The sequence below is a fragment of the Corallococcus sp. bb12-1 genome, assembly GCF_026626765.1.
Taxonomy (GTDB): domain Bacteria; phylum Myxococcota; class Myxococcia; order Myxococcales; family Myxococcaceae; genus Corallococcus; species Corallococcus terminator.
Map to the genome: position 1 here is coordinate 141,332 of NZ_JAPNJZ010000031.1, position 19,081 is coordinate 160,412.

16 protein-coding genes are annotated in these 19,081 nt (G+C 69.5%); 5 read left to right on the plus strand and 11 right to left on the minus strand.

What is annotated here, in order from left to right:
• The first annotated feature begins 21 nt into the window (after positions 1–21).
• Positions 22–1,149 (plus strand): sigma-70 family RNA polymerase sigma factor, encoded by a 1,128-nt coding sequence (locus tag OV208_RS38020; RefSeq protein WP_267578850.1) that lies wholly within the window; start codon positions 22–24, stop codon positions 1,147–1,149.
• Between the two features lie 36 nt (positions 1,150–1,185).
• On the opposite strand, the gene OV208_RS38025 is transcribed toward OV208_RS38020, so the two are convergent.
• The 4 genes from OV208_RS38025 to OV208_RS38040 all read right to left on the minus strand — a co-directional run bounded on the left by OV208_RS38025 (position 1,186) and on the right by OV208_RS38040 (position 5,323).
• Positions 1,186–2,751, minus strand: a complete 1,566-nt coding sequence (locus OV208_RS38025) for a beta-ketoacyl synthase N-terminal-like domain-containing protein (protein WP_267578851.1) — start codon at positions 2,749–2,751, stop codon at positions 1,186–1,188.
• Between the two features lie 28 nt (positions 2,752–2,779).
• Complete coding sequence (locus OV208_RS38030) at positions 2,780–4,234, minus strand: hypothetical protein (protein WP_267578852.1); 1,455 nt, start codon at positions 4,232–4,234, stop codon at positions 2,780–2,782.
• A gap of 81 nt (positions 4,235–4,315) precedes the next feature.
• Positions 4,316–5,023: a hypothetical protein gene (locus tag OV208_RS38035; RefSeq protein WP_267578853.1), complete on the minus strand. Its 708-nt coding sequence runs from the start codon at positions 5,021–5,023 to the stop codon at positions 4,316–4,318.
• 27 nt (positions 5,024–5,050) lie between these two features.
• A complete protein-coding gene (locus tag OV208_RS38040; RefSeq protein ID WP_267578854.1) occupies positions 5,051–5,323 on the minus strand; it encodes a molecular chaperone DnaJ in 273 nt (90 codons plus the stop codon).
• 56 nt (positions 5,324–5,379) lie between these two features.
• Between OV208_RS38040 and OV208_RS38045 the strand changes: the two genes are divergently transcribed.
• Entirely contained in the window at positions 5,380–6,138 is a 759-nt protein-coding gene (locus tag OV208_RS38045; protein WP_120540724.1) for a DUF4159 domain-containing protein, read from the plus strand.
• A 21-nt stretch (positions 6,139–6,159) separates the two neighbouring features.
• A complete protein-coding gene (locus tag OV208_RS38050; protein WP_267578855.1) occupies positions 6,160–8,439 on the plus strand; it encodes a glutamine amidotransferase in 2,280 nt (759 codons plus the stop codon).
• Between the two features lie 59 nt (positions 8,440–8,498).
• On the opposite strand, the gene OV208_RS38055 is transcribed toward OV208_RS38050, so the two are convergent.
• From OV208_RS38055 to OV208_RS38065, 3 genes are all read right to left on the minus strand, one after another.
• On the minus strand, positions 8,499–9,074 hold the full coding sequence (locus OV208_RS38055) for a superoxide dismutase family protein (protein ID WP_267578856.1): 576 nt from the start codon (positions 9,072–9,074) through the stop codon (positions 8,499–8,501).
• A gap of 111 nt (positions 9,075–9,185) precedes the next feature.
• A complete protein-coding gene (locus tag OV208_RS38060; protein WP_267578857.1) occupies positions 9,186–10,763 on the minus strand; it encodes an N-6 DNA methylase in 1,578 nt (525 codons plus the stop codon).
• A gap of 11 nt (positions 10,764–10,774) precedes the next feature.
• Positions 10,775–11,638: an ion transporter gene (locus OV208_RS38065; protein ID WP_267578858.1), complete on the minus strand. Its 864-nt coding sequence runs from the start codon at positions 11,636–11,638 to the stop codon at positions 10,775–10,777.
• 188 nt (positions 11,639–11,826) lie between these two features.
• Here OV208_RS38065 and OV208_RS38070 point away from each other — a divergent pair, with 188 nt between their 5' ends.
• Together OV208_RS38070 and OV208_RS38075 are read left to right on the plus strand one after the other, a co-directional pair.
• Entirely contained in the window at positions 11,827–12,588 is a 762-nt protein-coding gene (locus OV208_RS38070; RefSeq protein ID WP_267578859.1) for a hypothetical protein, read from the plus strand.
• 43 nt (positions 12,589–12,631) lie between these two features.
• A complete protein-coding gene (locus OV208_RS38075; RefSeq protein ID WP_267578860.1) occupies positions 12,632–13,744 on the plus strand; it encodes an alpha/beta fold hydrolase in 1,113 nt (370 codons plus the stop codon).
• A gap of 113 nt (positions 13,745–13,857) precedes the next feature.
• Here OV208_RS38075 and OV208_RS38080 read toward each other — a convergent pair whose 3' ends face one another.
• The 4 genes from OV208_RS38080 to OV208_RS38095 are packed head-to-tail and all read right to left on the minus strand — an operon-like array spanning position 13,858 to position 18,869.
• Positions 13,858–15,483: a sodium:solute symporter family transporter gene (locus OV208_RS38080; protein ID WP_267578861.1), complete on the minus strand. Its 1,626-nt coding sequence runs from the start codon at positions 15,481–15,483 to the stop codon at positions 13,858–13,860.
• A gap of 16 nt (positions 15,484–15,499) precedes the next feature.
• Entirely contained in the window at positions 15,500–15,778 is a 279-nt protein-coding gene (locus OV208_RS38085; RefSeq protein ID WP_120540733.1) for a DUF485 domain-containing protein, read from the minus strand.
• 43 nt (positions 15,779–15,821) lie between these two features.
• The gene (gene acs / locus OV208_RS38090) at positions 15,822–17,786 is read right to left on the minus strand and encodes an acetate--CoA ligase (protein ID WP_267578862.1); all 1,965 of its coding nucleotides are present in this window, start codon (positions 17,784–17,786) and stop codon (positions 15,822–15,824) included.
• 12 nt (positions 17,787–17,798) lie between these two features.
• Complete coding sequence (locus tag OV208_RS38095; protein WP_267578863.1) at positions 17,799–18,869, minus strand: hypothetical protein; 1,071 nt, start codon at positions 18,867–18,869, stop codon at positions 17,799–17,801.
• Positions 18,870–19,081 lie beyond the last annotated feature (212 nt).

Consider the following 19,081-nt stretch of genomic DNA (forward strand, 5'->3'; position numbering starts at 1 on the left):
ACTTTGGGGTATGGAGCGCGCATGGCGAATGGGAGGAAGAGAACCAATAATCCGGCCCCCAAGGCCCGCGCGAAGCGGGCGTCGGCCCCCGCCCGCCCGGACGCCGCCCGGGAGGAGGCCGGGGTGGACGCCGATGAGGGCGAAGCCCTGGATCCGGACTCCCTGGAGCCGCAGCTGTCGGAACTGAACGAAGCAGACGCGGAAATCGAGGAACCCGCGCCCCGTGTCGCCCCCCGGGCGCCGGCGAAGGCGGCCCTGGTGCGCGCGGAGAGCGCGTCCGCCCTCACCAACCGGGACCCCCTCCAGGCCTACATGGCCGAGGTGACGCGCCACCCGCTGCTCACCCGCGAGGAGGAGCATCAGCTGGCCAAGGACTACCAGGCCACGGGGGACGTGCGGGCGGCCTACCGGCTGGTGGCCTCCAACCTGAGGTTGGTGGTGAAGCTGGCGCATGAGTACCACCGCAACCCGCTGGCACTGCTGGACCTGGTGCAGGAGGGCAACATCGGGCTGATGCAGGCGGTGAAGAAGTACGACCCGGACCGGGGCGTGAAGCTCAGCAGCTACGCCGCCTGGTGGATCCGCGCGTACATCCTCCGCTACATCATGGACAACTGGAAGATGGTGAAGCTGGGGACCACCGAGGCCCAGCGAAAGCTCTTCTTCAAGCTGCGCCAGGAGCAGGAGAAGCTCATCTCCCAGGGCTTCGAGGCCAGCCCGCGCCTGCTGGCCGAGCGCCTCAACGTCACCGAGCAGGACGTCGTGGAGATGGACCAGCGGCTGGGGCACGACGAGCTGTCCATCGACGCGCCGCTGGGCAACGACGGGGATTCGGGCGCCACGCGCGCGGACCGCTACCTGTCGTCCACCGCGGTGCCCGCCGACGAGCGCCTGGGAAGCGAACAGCTCAAGGCCCTCTTCCGGGAGAACCTGAACGCCTTCGCCCTGACGCTGGAGGGCAAGGAGCGCTACATCTTCGAAAACCGCCTCACCGCGGACGAACCGCTCACGCTCCAGGACATCGGAGACAAGTACGGCGTCAGCCGCGAGCGGGCCCGGCAGATTGAAGCGGCCCTCATCAACCGGATGCGCGAGTTCATGCGCGAGCGCATCCCGGACTTCGACATGGTGGCGGTGCCCAAGGGCTGAAAGCAGCCCCCGGGCTTGCGCGACACCTCCCGGCCGCTACTTCCAGGGCCGGGAGATGATGCAGGCGTTGATGCCGCCCACGCCCATGGACAGCTTGCCCGAGCACCCCTCGGGCGCCGGCTCCTCGTGGTCGAACACGAAGTGCTTGTGCACCTTGGCGATCTGCTTGTTCAGCTCCGGGGCCGCCAGGGGCGTGGGGTAGACCTTGCCCTTTTCAGCGCCCAGGTACTGCGCCGTGAGCTCCCAGCCGCCGCCCGCGGACATGCCGTGGCCGAAGGTGCCCTTGCGCGCGGTGATGAGCACCGAGTCGGGCAGCACGTCGCGCAGGTTCTGCACCTCCAGGAAGTCGCCCGGGGTGGCGGTGGCGTGCAGGTCCCAGTTGCCCACGTCCTTGGGCTCGCAGCCGGCGGAGGCGAGCGCCTCGCGGATGGCCAGCGTGGGGCCTTCCTTGGACGGGGTGATGATGTGGTCGGCGTCCGCGGTGACGCCCACCGCGACGGGCTCCAGGCCCAGCGCCTTGTAGCCCTTTTGGGTGAAGTGCTCGTAGTCGCCCACCACCCACACCACCGCGCCTCCGGCGATGTGCGTGCCGCGCAGCGCGGTGAGGGGCTTGGACACGGCGGCGTCCGCGGAGATGACGCGCGCGTTGTAGAAGCCGCCCACCACCAGGGGGTTGGGCGCCGCGTCCGTCATGCCCAGCACCACCGCCTTGGCCTCGCCCAGGCGGATGGAGTTCATCGCGAGCTTCAGGCCGTAGCCGAACGACGAGCACGCGGCCACGGGCGCGAACGTCATGCCGGTAATCTGCCCCAGCATGGACACCTGAGAGGCGGGCGTGTTGTGGATGTTCCACAGCACGTTGGAGGACACCGCGTTCCAGGGCGGCTCCGGAGAGCTCCACTTCTTCTGGAGGCGCGCGTTGCGCGTGCGCTTCTCCTTGATGACGGCGAGCTTGGCGGACTCCACGTCGCCCTCGTCGGGCACGCCCATGGCTTCAATCTCGCGCAGCTCCTCCAGGTACTCGCGCAGCTCCGGCGAGCGGCCGGCCCAGAAGTGCCACCAGTCGTCCTCCGCCTTGTCGCGCTCCACCTCTTCGATGGTGGAGGGCTCCGGGGGCATGCCGGGCAGGGCTTCGCGCGTCTCGCGCCACGCGCGCACGGCGCTGTTGTGTTCGGGGCTGGCCCAGAAGCGGTCCCACCGGCGCTGGGCGCGGTAGAGGTCCAGGGAGATGTTCTGGATGGTGGGCAGGTCGCCCAGGCCGGTGCCCACGTAGACGTGCGCGCGCGCGCCCAGGTCCTGGAGCTCCTTCTCGATGCCGGGGTTCTGCGACAGCGACTGGATGAAGGCGCCGATGGCGTACTGCGTGGGCTGCCCCATCTTCCGCTCGAGCTGGGAGAAGCGGCTGCCGGGAAAGCGCGCGTCGATCCACGGCTTGTAGTCGGCCAGGTTGAAGGTGGGGTTGCCGACGAGGAAGTTGTCCGGACCGAAGCCGTTGAAGGGGGTCAGCCAGGTCTCGGAGGACTCGAGGTTCTTCGCGAACGCCTCGATGTTGGGGGAACGCGGGGCAACCACGCCCCAGCCGAAGATTCCGACTCTGCGCACGGGTGTTTCCTTCGCCGCCGGGGGAAGACTACAGCGGCTGGATCTTGAGGTTGTCGAAGTGGACGCGCGTCTGCCAGCCCGAGAAACCGAAGTACTGGTTGCGCGGGCCTTGGAGGGGGGAGGCGTCCTGGAGGGACAGGAAGGGCTTGCCGTCCACTTCCCACGACAGGAGTCCATCCCGCCGGGTGATGCGGAAGTGGTAGCGCTGCCCGGGGGTGACCACGGCGCCGTCGCGCACGGCGCGGTCGTTGGTGTGCTCGTGCTGGCGGGCGATGATGGACTGGGTGTTGCGCCAGCCGCCGAAGATGAAGACGTAGCCGGTGGCGGTGTACTGCAGGCGCGGGTCGCCCGCGTAGAAGGAGCGGCCGTCACCCCAGGCCTCCACCTTCATGTCGCCCTCGGCGCTGTCGGCCCAGGCGTCGAATTCGATGGAGGCGTTCTGCGGCAGGGGCTTCTTGAGCCACATGGGGCGGTTGCCCACGCCCTGCACCACCAGCGCGCCGTCTTCAATCTTCACGGCGCCGGGGTTCGTCACGTTCCACGCGTCGCCAATGGTGGCGCGGTTGAAGTCGTCCTCGGACGGGCCCGCGGGCAGGACGGGCTCCTGCTTCATGGCGGTGGCGGGCATGGAGTCCGGCGTGCCGATGCGCAGGTTGTCGAAGAACAACTGCGACTCCCAGCCGGACAGGCCCAGCCGGTCGTGGCCCTTGCCCTTGAAGGGGAACGGGTCGTCCAGCTCCGCCACGAGCGTGCCGTCGATGGCCCACTTGAGGACGTTGCCTCTCCGTTCGATGCGCCAGTGGTACACGCGGCCGGACTGCACGGGGGCGCCCACGCGGGACTCCACGCGCATGGCGGTGTCCTTCTTGAAGACGCCGGTGGCGACGAGGTCCGCGCCCTGGCCGCCGCCCTTCTCCGCGACGCGGGCCGCGCGGCGCTGGAGCGCGTCCAGCGAAGGCGCGTTGATGTCACGCCGGGCGATGACGGACAGGCTGTTGTTCCACCCGCCCTGCACCAGCACGTAGCCAGAGGCCGGGTCGCGTCCGTTGCCGAACAGCTCCACGCGGATGTCGCCGTCCGGGTACTCCGGGCGCACGTCGAACTCCACCGCCACGTCGTCCGGCAGCACGGCCTGGAGCCACAGCGGGTTGTTCTTGGGCGCGGGGCCCAGCAGCTCCCCGTTCGTCACGCGCCAGAAGGCGCCCGTGGAGAAGAAGTCGCGGGCGACGATGGCCGGGTCGTTGAAGGACTGCGCGTAGGGGACGGTGGCGGTGATGTCCGCCTGGCCCCGGAAGAGCGCGTAGTGGATGAGCGGGAACTGGATGAGGACGACGATGCCGGCCAGGACGGCCCAGCCCTTGCGGGTGAGCCCGGCGGGCTTCTGCCACGCCTCGGCGGGGGAGGCCCCGGGGGAGGGCGGCAGGGGCTCCGCCGTGGGGGACTCGACCTGCTTCTCCTTGTCCTTGCGGCTGGCCTGGCCCATCGATGCTCGGGGAACTCCGGGGGAAATGGCGGCGGAATGTACGCCCCGGCCCCCCCGGCGTAAAGGATTGCCGGGCGGGGACTACTTGACCCCCCACCGCTTCTCGAGCGCCCGCTGCTCCGCCTGGCGCAGCTTCTGCTTCTCGCGCTCGGCACCCTTTTGATCCGACTCCTCGGGCGTGGGGCGCACGGCGAGCTGGTAGACGCTGCCGGCCAGGGCGAAGAGCAGGGCGGCGATGATGACGCCCCAGGGACGGCTGGCCACGGCCTCCACCACGCCGCCGAACTGGTGCAGCGCCGCGAGCGCGCCAATCACCAGCAGCCACGCGCCCACCGCGGAGGCGACGATGCTGCTCACCTGCCGGTGCAGGAGGGCGCCCGCGATGCCGCCCACGATGAAGCCCGGTCCGAAGCCGAGCAGGAAGTCGTTCTGTCCGGCGACCTGCCCCGCGACGAGGCCCAGGGGCACGCCCACGCCCACGAAGGTGACGGCGTGCGGAAAGAGGAAGCCCACCGCCATCAGCCCCGCGGCCACGAAGGTGGGCAGGCGCGGATCCAGGTCCATCATCCCCAGCTTCTGGGTGAGGGCGCCCGTCCACACGAGGCCCAGCACCGCGCCCACCGGGCCCGCGACCAGGCGGAACATCCGGCCTCCGCCCGCGAGCAGCAGCACCATGCCCACGGCCGCGAGCACGACGCCGGCCCACATGGGCAGGAGCCGGTAGATGCCCACCCAGCCGGAGGGGTTGAAGGTCTGGTAGGACTTGAGCGCCTGGAGGAAGCCTTCCATGGAACGTCATCCTACCGACAATGGCCGCTAGGAATAGCGGGTCAGCGCGAGCCCCAGCAGGACGGCCAGGATGACGGCGCCCAGCAGGGCGAAGCCATAGAGGGCGCGGGGCGTGGCGGTGGCGCGCAGGAGGTCCTCCGCCTGCTCACGGTCTTCGGGGGAGGGGGACTGGGCCAGGATGCGCCGGGCGTCCTTGCGGGCCCCCACGACGTCTCCGGCGTCCTTGCGGGCCCAGGCCGCGCGCACTTCATCGGAGCCGGGGGCGCTGGGCCCTGAGGGCGTCTGTCCGCCTTTCGCCATGGCGCGCGTCTATACCAGGGAATGTGGACACCCGCCGACGGTATAAGCACGTCTCCATGCCCGTGCGGTCCCTGTCCCGTCGAAGCCTCCTGCTCGCCACGTCCGCGCTCGTCCCGCTGCTGTCCCGGCGTGCGTCCGCCTTTGGCGAGAAGAGCCGGTTCATCCCCGCCGTGGCCCGGCACGGAGGCCGCTGGGACGGTCGGCTGTCCGGCCTGCGGCGGCTCGCGTGGGAGCTTCAGCGCCGCACGTCCGTGGAGGTGGTGCCGGACGCGCGCCCGTTCGCGCTCAGCAGCCAGGACCTTTTCGAATACCCCTTCCTGTACTTCGGAGGGGACGGGGCCTTCCCTCCGCTGACGGACGCGGAGGTGACGAACCTGCGCCGCTACCTCACGTACGGCGGCTTCGTGTTCGGCGACGCCAACGACGGCAGCGACGGGGACGGCTTCGACGCGAGCTTCCGGCGGGAGATGGCGCGGGTGCTGCCGCAGAACCCGCTGAAGGAGACGCCGGGGACGCACGTCGTCTTCAAGTCCTTCTTCCTGCTGGACGCGGCGCCCGGGCGGCTGTTGCACAAGCCGCTGCCGCTGGTGGCGAGCGTGGGCAAGCGGGCGGCGATCATCTATTCGCAGAACGACGTGGCGGGCGCGTGGAGCCGCAGCGAGTCCGGCGACTACGAGTTCGACGTGTCCCCCGGCGGCGAGCCGCAGCGCGAGCTGGCGATCCGCCTGGGCATCAACCTGTGCATGTACGCGCTGTGTCTGGACTACAAGGACGACGCGGTGCACCTGCCCCTCATCCTCAACAAGCGGCGCTGAAGGACCCTGGCGCGCGACCGAATGAACTCCCCGTCCTTCAACGCGTGGAAGCTCGTCAGCCTTTCGCCCCTGCCGGTGTGGGCGCTGGTGTTGTTGGCGGTGGGGCTCGTCGCGGGCATCGCGCTGGCGGCCTGGGGCGTGCGCCGGGAGCCTTCGCGCGGCCGGCGGCTGCTGCTGTGGGGCCTGCGCCTGGGCGCGGGCCTGGCGGCGTTCTTCTTCCTCCTGGAGCCCGGCATCCGGCACCTGCAGGTGGCGCGGATGAAGAACCGGGTGGCGGTGCTGGTGGACCGCTCGGCGTCCATGAACTTCCCGTCGGAGCCGGGCGGGCCCACGCGAAGCGCGCAGGTGGCGGCGTTCCTGGAGAAGGCCGCGCCGACGTTCGCGTCCTGGCAGGACCGCTTCACGGTGGAGGTGTACGGGGTGGATCCGGAATTGGCCCCGGTGACTCCCGCGCAGTTGGGCAGCGAGCCCGCGCGGGCGGGGACGACGGACCTGCTCGCGGCGCTGCGGTCCGCTTCGGCGGCGGGGCAGGGGTCGCGCAAGCTGTCTGGCGTGCTGCTGTTCAGCGACGGCGCGGACAACGCGGAATTGAAGGCCGGGGCGGTGGGGCGGGCGCGGGCGGCGCTGACGGACCTGGGCGTGCCGGTGTCCACGTTCCTGGTGGGGCAGGAGGCGCTGAAGGACCTGGCGGTGGAGGGCTTGAAGGTGGACGACTTCGCCTTCGTGAGGAACTCGCTCACGGTGGAGGTGGAGATCCACGGACGGGGCTTCGCGGGCCAGGACATCCCGGTGGTGCTCAGCCAGGAGGGCAAGACGGTCGCGAACAAGCTGGTGCGGATGACGACCGCCGACGACGTGAAGCCGGTGTCCTTCACCTTCACGCCGGACCAGACGGGGCGGTTTGTCTACACCGTGACGGTGCCCACGTTCCCGGATGAGGCCGTGAGCGAGAACAACAGCCGTTCGTTCACGCTGAAGGTGATCCGCGACCGGGTGCGCGTGCTGCTGGTGGTGGGCCGGCCGTCGTGGGACGAGCGGTTCCTGCGCGGGCTGCTCAAGCAGGACGCGAACGTGGACCTAGTGTCGTTCTACATCCTGCGCACGCTGTCGGATGATCCGGGGGTGACGAACGAGCGCGAGTTGTCGCTCATCCCGTTCCCGATGGAGGAGATCTTCGACACGAAGCTGCACACGTTCGACGTCGTCATCTTCCAGAACTTCGGTTACTCGGATCCTTCGCTGTCCATCGCGGAGTACGAGCGCAACCTGGAGCGCTACATCCACGAGGGCGGCGCGTTCGTGATGATTGGTGGCGACAGCGTGCTGGGCGAAGGCCGCGCCAGCATGCCCACGCTGATGGAGGCGCTGCCGGTGGAGGCCGCGGGGCCGGCGAACCCAGAGCCCTTCAAGCCGAGGCTCACGCCGGAGGGCCTGCGGCATCCGGTGACGTCGATTGGGACGGGCGCGGCGAGCACCGAAGGCACGTGGGGAGAGCTGGCGCCGATTCCGGGCGCGAACCTGACGCGGGCGCGGCAGGGCGCGACGGTGCTGATGGACCACCCGTTCGTGACGGTGGATGGGAAGAACGCGCCGCTGGTGTCGGTGTGGGACTACGGGCGGGGGCGGGCGATGGTGGTGGCGACGGACGCGACGTGGTCGTGGGCGTTCACGGCGCACCGGGATGGCTCGCCGAACCGGGCATATGACCGCTTCTGGGGCAATGCCCTGCGGTGGCTGGTGCGCGACCCGGACCTGACGACGCTGAAGGTGACGGCGGATCCTCCGTCGGTGGAGCCGGGGCGTCCGGTGGGCGTGGTGGTTCAGGCGCGGATGGCGGACTACCAGCCGGCGCAGGACGCGCAGGTGCGGGTGGAGCTGTTCTCGGTGGCGACGCAGAAGCCGGTGGCGGTGCAGACGGGGGCCACGGGCGCGGACGGTGTGGTGCGGCTGGAGTTCGCGCCGCCGGCACCGGGGCCGTACAAACTGCTCGCGTCGGCGAAGAAGGGCGAGACGGACCTGGGCAAGGGCGAGGACGCGGTGGCGGTGCGCGCGGTGGGCCCGGAGCTTTCGGACGCGTCGGTGCGGCCGCAGTTGATGGAGCAGATCGCCAGCATCACCGAGGGCAAGGCGTACAAGCTGCCGCAGGACGGGATGCCGGACGTGCCGCTGTTGGATCCGCCGGTGGTGGAGGTGGGGCGCGCGAAGGACCAGCCGCTGTGGGACCGCTGGTACTACCTCGTGGCGCTCATCGCCCTGCTCGGCGCGGAGTGGTTCGCGCGCCGGCGGTTCGGGTACGTGTGAGGCGGGGCGCCCGGTCCCGTGAGCCTGGGACCCGGCGCCGTGTTGCGCACGATTCGTGACTACGGCTTCTCCGCCAGACCGCAGGCGATGCGTCCGCCGGCGTCACCGGCGGGGTCGGTGTGGTAGTCGTCCTTGGTGGCGTGCACGACGACGGCGGAGCCGTCCTTGTCGAACATCGACTTCACCTTGAGGCCCTGGGCGAAGAAGTCGAACTGCACCTTGCCGTCCGCCGGGACGTAGAGGTTCGGCAGGTCGCCCTCGTGCTTGCCCTTCGCCGCCAGCACGCCGTGCGCCTTCTTCGTCGGGTTGAAGTGCCCGCCCGCCGTCTTGAAGTCCGGGGCCTCGCACTTGCCCGTCTCGTGGATGTGGATGGCGTGCTCGCCCGCGGGCAGGTTCATCAGCGTGCCCTTCACCAGCACGCCCGTCGGCGCCTGCTCGAACGTCACCGTGCCCACGTCCTTGCCCTGGGCGTCCTTCAGCGTCGCCTTCGCCATCTCGCCCGGCTTGGGCGCGGGCTTCTTGGCCGCTTCCGTCGCCGCCGGAGCCGGCGCCATGGCGGCCGGAGTCCCCGCATCCTGGGCCAGGGCGGGCGTGGTGGTCAGGGCAGCGGCAATCAGCAGGGCGCGAATCTTCATGGGGTCCAAGGCTCCAGGAGGGAGGGTTACGAAACGCCGCGACACTACCTTCCACCCGGCTGCCTCGCAGGAGAATGTCCAGGCTCCCACGCGTCGGGTGATGGGGAGTCATCACTCCGGCAGGCTTCCCTCCAGCGGCACCGGCACCACCCGGGACGCGCCGAACGCGGGCGCCCACACCCGCTGCACCGGCGCTCCGTTCAGGAAGCGCATCACCGCGCGGAACGCCGCCTCCGGCCCTCCCAGCGTCTCGGCCCAGGCCTGGCCTCGGGGGGACAGGTTGGGCACCCTCGGGCCCAGCTCCTCGCATGACTCGGCGCTCCGGGTGATGCCCAGGCCCTCGTCCCGCACCCGCTGGGGCACGTACAGCGGCGCGAACCTCGCGTGCCGGTGGTCGTGCACGCAGCCGGGCTCCTCCAGCAGCGCCGCGGACAGGGGCAGCTCCCTCACATTGAAGAGCAGCTTCACCGCGTCCTGGTGCGGATCATACGGACCGCGCAGCCGGTGGTCCCCGCGTGGAATCAACCGCCGGTCCAGGTAGCAGAACGCCTTCGCTCCGGGCGGCAGCGCGCCCCGGTGCCGTGCTCCTCCGTAGCGGAAGAACGGCCGCACGTGACAGGCGTCCACCTCCAGCGCCGGGCCCTGCTTCAACGCCCGCAGCTTGGGCAACAGCCCCGGCTCCATTCCAAACTCCCGAGCGAAGTCCTCCAGCGTGGCGTCCGTCGCGGCGGCGAAGGCCCGCAGGCGCGCGACCAGCCGCTCCGCGTCCGCGTCCACCAACAGCTCGTCGAAGCGCGTCTTCACCCCGGGCAGGCTCACCGGGATGAGCGTGGTGAGCAGCTCGCCCCGCGCTCGCCAGTCCGCGTCCAGCACGGCGGCCTCCTGGGCGATGGGGGACAGCCGCCACTCGGGGGGCTCCGGCGTGAAGCACTGGCCCACGCCCTTGTGCTCGTAGCGCGGGGGCGGGGCCTCGCTTCCGGACCGTGATGTCCACACCGTGATGCACGTGCGCACCTGCGTGCCCGTGAAGATGCCCGGCCCCAGGTCCACCACCTCGCGCAGGTGCAGCGCATCCAGCAGCGCGCGGCGCAGCGGCGCGTAGATGAACGACTCCAGCAGGCTCGCGGGCGTGATGAAGGCCAGCGCCCCCGGCCGGGTCGCCAGGCGCTTCATGGCGACGAGCAGGAAGAAGGCGAAGTCATCCCGCAGGCTGGTGCCGTGCGGCATCGCCAGGGGCACCAGGGCCCTCAAGCGTGCATAGGCGTCCGCGTCCTTCAGCACCGACGACGTGCCGTTGTAGGGCGGATTTCCCACCCATAATTCGGCGTGCCCCTCCGGTGTCCCCGCGAGCAGGGGCTCCAGGCCTCCTCGCAGCGCATCTCCCACGCGCACGTCCGCGCCGGGCACCCGGGCCTGACACAGGCGCGCGACCCCCGCGTCCAGCTCCAGGCCGCACAGCCTCGCGTCCGGCCGGTGCCGCGCCGCCGCCGCGAGGAACGCTCCCGCGCCACAGGCCGGGTCCACTACCGTGAGCAGGCTGGAGCCCACGTGCGCCAGCGCGAGCGCCAGGGTGCGCTCCACGATGGGCGCGGGCGTGTAGAACGCGCCCACCGCCTTGCGGTTGATGCCGGGGAACTGGTGGACCAGCAGCTCCTCGTCCACCTCGGGCGTGTCGATGGAGCGGGCCATGCCCGTCCATCCTAGCCAGTTTCACCTTCGGTGCTGGGCGGGGTCCAATCCAGGGCCGTCCCACACCGCTTGCAGAAGCGCGCATCCGGGTCATGACCCTGTGCGCCACAGCCCGGGCAGGCCTGGGTGTCCACGTGCTGACGCGTGGCGGCAGCCAGCTCCACCGACACGATGCCCGTGGGCACCGCGATGATGCCGTAGCCCATCACCATCAGGATGGACGCGAGGAACTGCCCGGTGACCGTCTTGGGCGTGATGTCGCCAAAGCCCACCGTCGTCATCGTCACGATGGCCCAGTACATGGACCGGGGAATGCTGTCGAAGCCGTTCGCCTCGCCCTCCACCATGTACATGAGCGCGCCCATGATGACGTCGATGCTCAGCACCGTGCCCAGGAAGACGATGATCTTCGGGCGGCTGGCGCGCAGCGCGGTCATCAGCACCTCCGCCTGCCCCAGCAGGTGCCCCAGCTTGAGGATGCGGAAGACGCGCAGCAGGCGCAGCACGCGCACCACCAGCAGCGTCTGCGCGCCGGGGAAGAACACGCTCAGGAACGACGGCAACAGCGCCATCAGGTCCACGATGCCGAAGAAGCTGCGCGCGTAGTGCATGGGCCGGCGCACCGCGATGAGCCGCAGCACGTACTCCAGCGCGAAGAGCACGGTGAAGACCCACTCGGCCACGTGCAGCGCGTGACTGTGGTGCGTGCGCACCTGCGACACGCTCTCCAGCATCACCGCGGCCACGCTGAACACGATGGCCCACAGCAGGGCCACGTCGAAGGCCTTTCCCGCCGGGGTATCCGCTTCGAAGATGACGGTGTGCAGGCGGGCGCGGAAGCCGCCCACGGGGCTCTGCTCGGAAGGCCGGTTCACGGCCGCGCAGCTTAGGCGCAATCCTCCCTCCGTCGAGGATGGTGGAGCCACGTCCCAGGGAGGGCGGTTTCGCGCCGGAACGTTCACGACCCTCCCTGGTCCTGGACCCGCGGGCGCGTTGCCGTCACCGGCTCCCGGGTCCACCGTTCCTGGCTTCCATTTCCGTGGAGCGGAGGCTTTCCGGCGCAATGCGAATCGTCGAAATGATGCCTACGTGGGGGCTCGCCATGGGGGTGCTGGCCCTGCTCTATCTGAGCCTGGAAGCCGGCTATTGGCTCAGCCACCGCAAGTCAGGGATGGACGACGTGTCGGCGCTTCAGGCTTCGGTGCTCGGCCTGGTGGCGCTCCTGCTCGCCTTCTCCTTCTCCATGGCTTCTGACCGGTACACGCTGCGCCGCGACCTCGTCGTCAAGGAGGCGAACGCGATTGGCACGTTCTACCTGCGCACGGACTTCTTCCCCGAACCCACGCGCGGCGAGATGCGGACCCGGTTGCGCCGTTACACCGACATCCGGCTGGAGGGCTACGAGGCCGCGGGGGAGCCGGAGCTCTTCGAGCAGCTGCTCCAGGAATCGAATGCGCTCCAGGACGAGCTCTGGTCCCTGCTGAAAGGCGTGGCGCCACAGACCCCGACCGCGGTCCTGACCCTCTCCACCGAGGCCCTCAACGACCTGATTGATGTCTCCGAGGAGCGCCTGGCGTCAGCCCGCAACATCATTCCGAACACCATCTTCGCCCTGCTGCTCGTCGGGATGCTCGGCTCGGCGATGCTCCTGGGCTTCCGGCCGGATACGCGCAATCGGGGCGGCATTCCCTGGCTCATCTTCGTGGTGATCCTCACCGCCGTGATGTTCACCCTCGTGGACCTGGATGTCCCCCTGCGTGGACGCATCCGGTCCGATCAAAAACCGCTACGGGATCTCCAGCAGCAACTGCGCTCCATGCCCTGACGTTCCCACGGCAATCGGCGCGGACTCCGTCCGTTCAGGTGACATGCGGACCCTGAAAGACATCCCGAAGCGCGCCCCCCTCTGCCTGCTGGGGCTGGGCCTCGCGCTGAGCGCCGGCACGGCCACCGCGGAGCAAGCTCCCCCCACGCCCCAGGCCGTCATGCGCGAGGCGCGCCGCAGCGTGCTCCCGGACGGCATCGAGAAGGCGGAGGCGGTCCGCATCGGGGGCATCGACCAGTGGATTTCAGTCCGGGGCCGCCACCGCGACAACCCGCTGCTGCTCTTCCTGCACGGAGGCCCGGGCTTCACGTCCCTGCCGTCCGCGTACTTCTACCAGGGCGAATGGGAGGAGTTCTTCACCGTCGCGCACTGGGATCAGCGGGGCGCGGGAAGGACGCACGCGCTCAACGCCCCGGACAAGGTGCGCCCCACCCTGACCGTGGACCGCATGGTGGCCGACGCCGAGGAGGTGGTGGGCTACCTGCGCAAGACCTACGGCAAGAAGCGCATCGTGCTCGTGGGACACAGTTGGGGCACCGTGCTCGGGGTGAAGCTCGCGCAGCGCCATCCGGAGTGGTTCGACGCCTATGTCGGCATCGGCCAGGTCGTGGACATCCCCCGGAACGAAGCGCTGGGCTACGAGGCCACGCTCCAGGCGGCTCGCGCGGATGGAAACGCGAAGGCCGTCGCGGAGCTGGAAGCGCTCGCGCCCTTTCCGGATCCGAAGGACGCCGCGCGCCAACTGGCGAGCCTGCCGAAGGAGCGCCGGTGGCTGTCCCGCTATGAGAGCTACAACTGGCGAGACCGGAGCTGGCACGGCGCGGAGGTCTGGCGCTTCAGCCCGGACGTCACGGAGAAGGACCTCCAGGCGCGGGATGAAGGCCTGGACGCGAGCTTCGTGGCGCTCTGGGGCGCCATCTCCCAGGTGGACTTCACGCCGGTGAAGCGCTTCGCCTGCCCGGTGTTCTTCTTTCACGGACGGCATGACCTCACCACGTCCGCGCGCCTCATCGAGCCCTGGTACGACACCCTCCAGGCGCCCTCGAAGAAGCTCGTCTGGTTCGAGGACTCCGCCCACATGGTGCACGAGGAGGAGCCCGGCAAGGTGCTCGTCCGACTCGTGCAGGACGTGCTTCCGCTCACTCGGGGGAAGTAGCGCTTCTGCCTTGGAAGAAGAGAGGACGGAACCCGGGCCCCTTTGGAAACACCCGGGTTCCGTCCCTGTCCCCCACGTCGAGGAAGAAACCGTGGAGGACCGCCGAGCAACCTTCAAACCTTGTGCGGAGCCTCCGGGATGCCGGGCGGCACCGAGCCGGCCACGCCGGGCGGCGTCACCATCGGGGGCGCAACCAGCGCGCCCACGTGCATGCGGTGCTGCACCTCCGCGAACCGCCGCGACGCCTCCGGCTCCGGCCACACCAGCGACACAATCCATCCCACGAAGAACGACAGCGGAATCGTCACGAGCCCCGGGTTCTTCAGCGGGAAGGGCGCCGACGCATGCCCCAGCAACTCCACCTGCACCGTGGGCGACAGGAAGATGAGCAGCACCGCGCTGAAGGCGCCCGTCAACATGCTCGCCACCGCGCCGCGCGTGGTGAAGCCCTTCCACATCATGGACAAGAGCAGCGCCGGGAAGTTCGCGCTCGCCGCGATGGCGAACGCCAGGCCCACCATGAAGGCCACGTTCTGCCCCTTGAACACGACGCCCAGGATGATGGCCAGCACGCCCAGGAGCAGGCTCGCCAGTCGCGCCACCTTGAGCTGTTCGCTCTCCGGCGCGTGGCCCTTGCGCACCACGTGCGACCACAGGTCGTGGGACAGCGCCGCCGCGCCCGACAGCGTCAGGCCCGCGACGACCGCGAGAATGGTGGCGAAGGACACCGCGGCGATGAAGCCCAGGAAGCCCGTGCCGCCCACCACCTCCGCGAGCATGGGCGCCGCCATGTTGCCGCCCTTGTCCACCGCCGTGATGCCCTGCCGGCCCACCAGCACCGCTGCGCCGAAGCCCAGCACGAACGTCACCAGGTAGAAGAAGCCGATGAGGCCCGTGGCGTAGAACACGCTCGTGCGCGCCGCCTTCGCGTTGGGCACCGTGTAGAAGCGCATCAGGATGTGCGGCAGGCCCGCCGTGCCGAACATCAGCGCCACGCCCAGGGAGATGGTCTCCAGCGGGTTTGACACCAGCTTGCCCGGGGCCAGCACCTCCGGCCCGTACATCTTCGCCGCCTCGTTGAAGAGCGCCGCGGGGTTCATGCCGAACTTCCACAGCACCGCCACCGCCAGCGCGGACGCTCCGCCCAGCAGCAGCACCGCCTTCACGATCTGCACCCACGTCGTGGCGATCATCCCGCCGAACAGCACGTAGAGGATCATCACCGCGCCCACGATGACCACGGCCATCTCATACGAGAGGCCGAAGAGCAGGTGGATGAGGTTGCCCGCGCCCACCATCTGGGCAATCAGATAGAAGACGACGACGGTGAGCGTGCCCACCGCGGCGGACAGGCGCACCGGGGTCTGCTTCAGCCGGTAGGCCACCGCGTCCGCGAAGGTGTACTTGCCCAGGTTTCGCAGGGGCTCCGCGATGAGGAACGTCACCACCGGCCAGCCCACCAGCCAGCCCACCGAATAGATGAGCCCGTCGAACCCGGACGTGGCGACGAGCCCCGCGATGCCCAGGAAGCTCGCGGCGCTCATGAAGTCGCCCGCGAGCGCGAAGCCGTTCTGCACCGCGCTGATGTTGCCGCCGGCGGCGAAGAACTCGGAGGTCGTCTTGGTGCGGCGCGCGGCCCAGTAGGTGATGGCCAGCGTGATGCTGACGAAGATGAGGAAGAAGACGATGGCCGTCGTGTTGGGCTGGCCAATCTGGGAGCCCGCGGTCGAGGGATTCATGAGGTGCCCTTTCGGCTTAGCGGCGCAGCTCGTCGAGGATGTGGTCGTACTTGCGGTTCGCCCACAGGATGTAGAGGCCCGTCAGCACCCAGGCGACCAGGATGGTGACCGCGCCCAGCACGATGCCGATGGACAGCCCTGGAACGAGCTGCTGTCCCATCAGCGGCCGGTTGAACGCCACGAGCAGGATGAAGCCCAGGTACGTCACGAGCATCGCCACCGTGAGCGCTCCCGCCACGCGCCAGCGCGCGGCGGCGAGTGCCTTCAGGACATCGTCCTTGGAATTGCCATACATCGGTGTGCCTCCTCGGCAGGGAAAGGGAAGGGACCGCGGGACTTCAGCGTCGCGGGGCCGGAGGCAGCCCCTTGGTCAGCAATTCGTCCAGCACCGCGGGGTCCGCCAGCGTGCTGGCGTCGCCCAGGTTCTCCGTCTCACCGCTGGCGATCTTCCGCAGCATGCGGCGCAGAATCTTCCCCGAGCGCGTTTTGGGCAGGCCTGACACCAGCACCACCCGGTCCGGCGCGGCGATGGGCCCGATGACGTGGCGCACCTGCTCGCGCAGCGCGCCCATCATCTTCTCGTCCGGCGTGCGCACGAAGTCCGGCTTCACCGTCACGAAGGCGCACACGCCGGTGCCCTTCAGGTCGTGCGGGTAGCCCACCACGGCGGCCTCGGCGACGGCCTCGTGCGCCACGAGCGCGCTCTCCACCTCCGCGGTGCCCAGGCGGTGGCCGGACACGTTGAGCACGTCGTCCACGCGGCCGGTGATCCAGTAGTAGCCGTCTTCGTCGCGTCGGCAGCCGTCGCCGGTGAAGTACAGGGGCAGGAATCTCGCGTAGTACGTCTCCACGAAGCGCTCGTGGTGGCCGTACAGCGTCCGCGCCTGACCCGGCCAGGAGCGCGCCAGGCACAGGTTGCCGCTGACGCCGTTGCCCTCCAGCACCTTGCCCTCTTCATCCACCAGCACCGGCTCCACGCCGAAGAAGGGCAGGGTGGCGCTGCCCGGCTTGCACGGCGTCGCTCCCGGCAGGGGCGCGATGAGGATGCCGCCCGTCTCCGTCTGCCACCACGTGTCCACCACGGGGCAGCGGCCCTCGCCCACCACGTCGTGATACCAGCGCCACACCTCCGGGTTGATGGGCTCGCCCACGCTGCCCAACAGGCGCAATGACTTGCGGGAGGACTTCGTGACGAACGCGTCGCCCTCCTTGATGAGGGAGCGCAGCGCGGTGGGCGCGGTGTAGAGCGTGGTGGCCTTCACGTCGTCCACCACCTGCCAGAGGCGGCCCGCGTCGGGCCACGTGGGCGTGGACTCGAAGAGGACGGTGGTGGTGCCGGTGGAGAGCGGGCCGTACAGGAGGTACGAATGTCCCGTCACCCAGCCCACGTCCGCGGTGCAGAAGTGCACGTCGTCCGGCTGCGTGTCGAAGATGTAGCGGAACGTGGTGGCCGCGTACACGAGGTAGCCCGCCGTCGTGTGCATCACGCCCTTGGGCTTCCCGGTGGAGCCCGACGTGTAGAGGATGAAGAGCGGATCCTCTGAATCCATCCACTCCGCGGGGCACACGCCCCGGTGCTTCTTCACCTCCACGTCCAGCCAGTGGTCGCGGCCCTCGCGCATCGGCACTTCCTTGGCCGTGCGGCGCACGACGAGGACGGACGTCACCTGCGCGAGGCCCTCCAGGGCCTCGTCGGTGATGGCCTTGGTCGCCACGTTCTTGGGGCCGCGCGGGCCTTCATTGGCGGTGACGACGAGCTTCGCGCCGCAGTCCAGCACGCGCTCGCGCAGCGAGTCCGCGGAGAAGCCGGCGAACACCACGGAGTGCACCGCCCCGATGCGGGCGCACGCGAGCATCGTGTACGCGAGCTCCGGCACCATGGGCAGATACACGATGACGCGGTCGCCCTTCTTCACGCCGTGCGCCTTGAGCACGTTGGCCACGCGGCCCACGTGGTGTTGCAGGTCGCGGAAGGTGATGACTTCGTATTCGCCGGGCGTGTTCTTCGCCCAGATGATGGCGGCCTTGTCCGGGCGCGCCTTCGCGTGGCGGTCCACGCAGTTGACGGCGATGTTGAGCTTGCCGCCCCCGAACCAGCTGAAGTCGGCGGCCTCTTCATTCACCTCACGGATGGTGTCCGGTGGGTGGAACCAGGTGAGCTGGCGGGCCTGTTCGCCCCAGAAGGCGTCGGGCGCGTCCAGGCTCTGACGGTAGAGGTGCTGGTAGTCCTCCAGGCTCTTCACGTGGGCGGTGCGGCGGAAGGCTTCCTTGGGCGCGACGAGCAGGTCCTGGGCGGGTGCCATGGCGGAGGGTCCTCAGTAGAAGAGCTGGAGTTGGGCGGTGCCGGTGATGCCCGTGGAGGCGTGGGCGATGTCCCCCACGCGCGACACGGCCACTTCCGTCTTCAGGTTGAAGGTGTGCTTCTGGAACCAGATGTTGAAGCCGGGACGCAGCGTGAGCAGGTCCTGCGCGTCCACACGCCCGTTGAAGTATTCGCCGGAGATGATCGGCTGCACGATGCCGATGCGGTAGCCCATCTCCACGAAGAAGCCCGTGCCGCTGCGCGGGTTGTCGAAGCCCTGCTGCCAGGAGAAGACGTTGCTCTGGAAGACGAACTCCTGGTTCGCGCCCACCGGGATGTCCAGGAACACGTCCGCCGCCATCGCCACGGCGTCATGCACGCCGGAAGCGGTGGCGATGGCGGAGTACTGGTAGTCGCCGCCCACGCCGAACGACAGCATGGGCTCCTCGGTGAAGTAGATGCCCCGGAGGAACTGGTCGTACTCGTGGCCGAGCACGTTGTAGCGCGCGTGGCCCACCACGCGCGGCAGGTCGTCCGGGTTGACGATCTGTCCGTTCTCCAGCTTCGCGCCCTCCACGCCGTTGAGGATGGCCGCGCGGTACGTCCAGGGGCCGGCGAAGCCGCGCACCTGCACGCCCATGTCGCGCCAGACCTTCCCCACGCCCAGCGGGTAGCGGATGATGTCGGAGTGGTAGTCCACCGTCTGGAGCGCGATGGCGCCCTGCAACGCCTGGTGTGACAGCGGCGCGAGGATGAAACCCGCCTCCACCCACATCTTGTCGGCGACCTCGTACGCGATGGTCGCGTCCTGGATGTAGAAGGCCGGGTTCCAGTCGCCGTTCTTGCCCAGGTTCGGCTGGTCGGTGTCGATGAAGAACGACAGCCGCTTGGTGATGGAGCCGAAGAGGAGCAGGCGCACGCGGCGCAGGAAGAAGTCCGTGCTCACGCCTCCCGTGGGCGCGCCGCCCTTCACGAGCTGCATCTGGGGATGCAGCAGCACGTCGACGTTGAGCACCGCGTCTTCGCCGAGCTGGATCTTCCCGGCCGCCGCGGGAAGCGCGGTCAGCAGGGCCGTCAGCACCATCCAGCGCTTCAGGAGGCTCGGGGCAGGGCGCATAGGCCCTGTCGCATGAGCAATGCCTGTTCCACACCCGCATCCGTCGGGTTTCAGGACCTTGGGGGTTGGCTCGCCGCGTCAGGATGTGGCGGAAGGTGACAGGGCGTTACCGCCCGTAACGATTCTCGCACTGCGTCGTAACGCCTGGGTAACACCGGGTGGCACCGCCACGCGATGCG

Coding starts and splice junctions, on each gene's coding strand:
- OV208_RS38020 (WP_267578850.1), top strand. CDS start 22: ATGGCGAATGGGAGGAAGAGAACCAATAATCCGGCCCCCAAGGCCCGC.
- OV208_RS38030 (WP_267578852.1), bottom strand. CDS start 4,234: ATGGGCCAGGCCAGCCGCAAGGACAAGGAGAAGCAGGTCGAGTCCCCC.
- OV208_RS38035 (WP_267578853.1), bottom strand. CDS start 5,023: ATGGAAGGCTTCCTCCAGGCGCTCAAGTCCTACCAGACCTTCAACCCC.
- OV208_RS38040 (WP_267578854.1), bottom strand. CDS start 5,323: ATGGCGAAAGGCGGACAGACGCCCTCAGGGCCCAGCGCCCCCGGCTCC.
- OV208_RS38045 (WP_120540724.1), top strand. CDS start 5,380: ATGCCCGTGCGGTCCCTGTCCCGTCGAAGCCTCCTGCTCGCCACGTCC.
- OV208_RS38050 (WP_267578855.1), top strand. CDS start 6,160: ATGAACTCCCCGTCCTTCAACGCGTGGAAGCTCGTCAGCCTTTCGCCC.
- OV208_RS38055 (WP_267578856.1), bottom strand. CDS start 9,074: ATGAAGATTCGCGCCCTGCTGATTGCCGCTGCCCTGACCACCACGCCC.
- OV208_RS38060 (WP_267578857.1), bottom strand. CDS start 10,763: ATGGCCCGCTCCATCGACACGCCCGAGGTGGACGAGGAGCTGCTGGTC.
- OV208_RS38070 (WP_267578859.1), top strand. CDS start 11,827: ATGCGAATCGTCGAAATGATGCCTACGTGGGGGCTCGCCATGGGGGTG.
- OV208_RS38075 (WP_267578860.1), top strand. CDS start 12,632: ATGCGGACCCTGAAAGACATCCCGAAGCGCGCCCCCCTCTGCCTGCTG.
- OV208_RS38080 (WP_267578861.1), bottom strand. CDS start 15,483: ATGAATCCCTCGACCGCGGGCTCCCAGATTGGCCAGCCCAACACGACG.
- OV208_RS38085 (WP_120540733.1), bottom strand. CDS start 15,778: ATGTATGGCAATTCCAAGGACGATGTCCTGAAGGCACTCGCCGCCGCG.
- acs (WP_267578862.1), bottom strand. CDS start 17,786: ATGGCACCCGCCCAGGACCTGCTCGTCGCGCCCAAGGAAGCCTTCCGC.
- OV208_RS38095 (WP_267578863.1), bottom strand. CDS start 18,869: ATGGTGCTGACGGCCCTGCTGACCGCGCTTCCCGCGGCGGCCGGGAAG.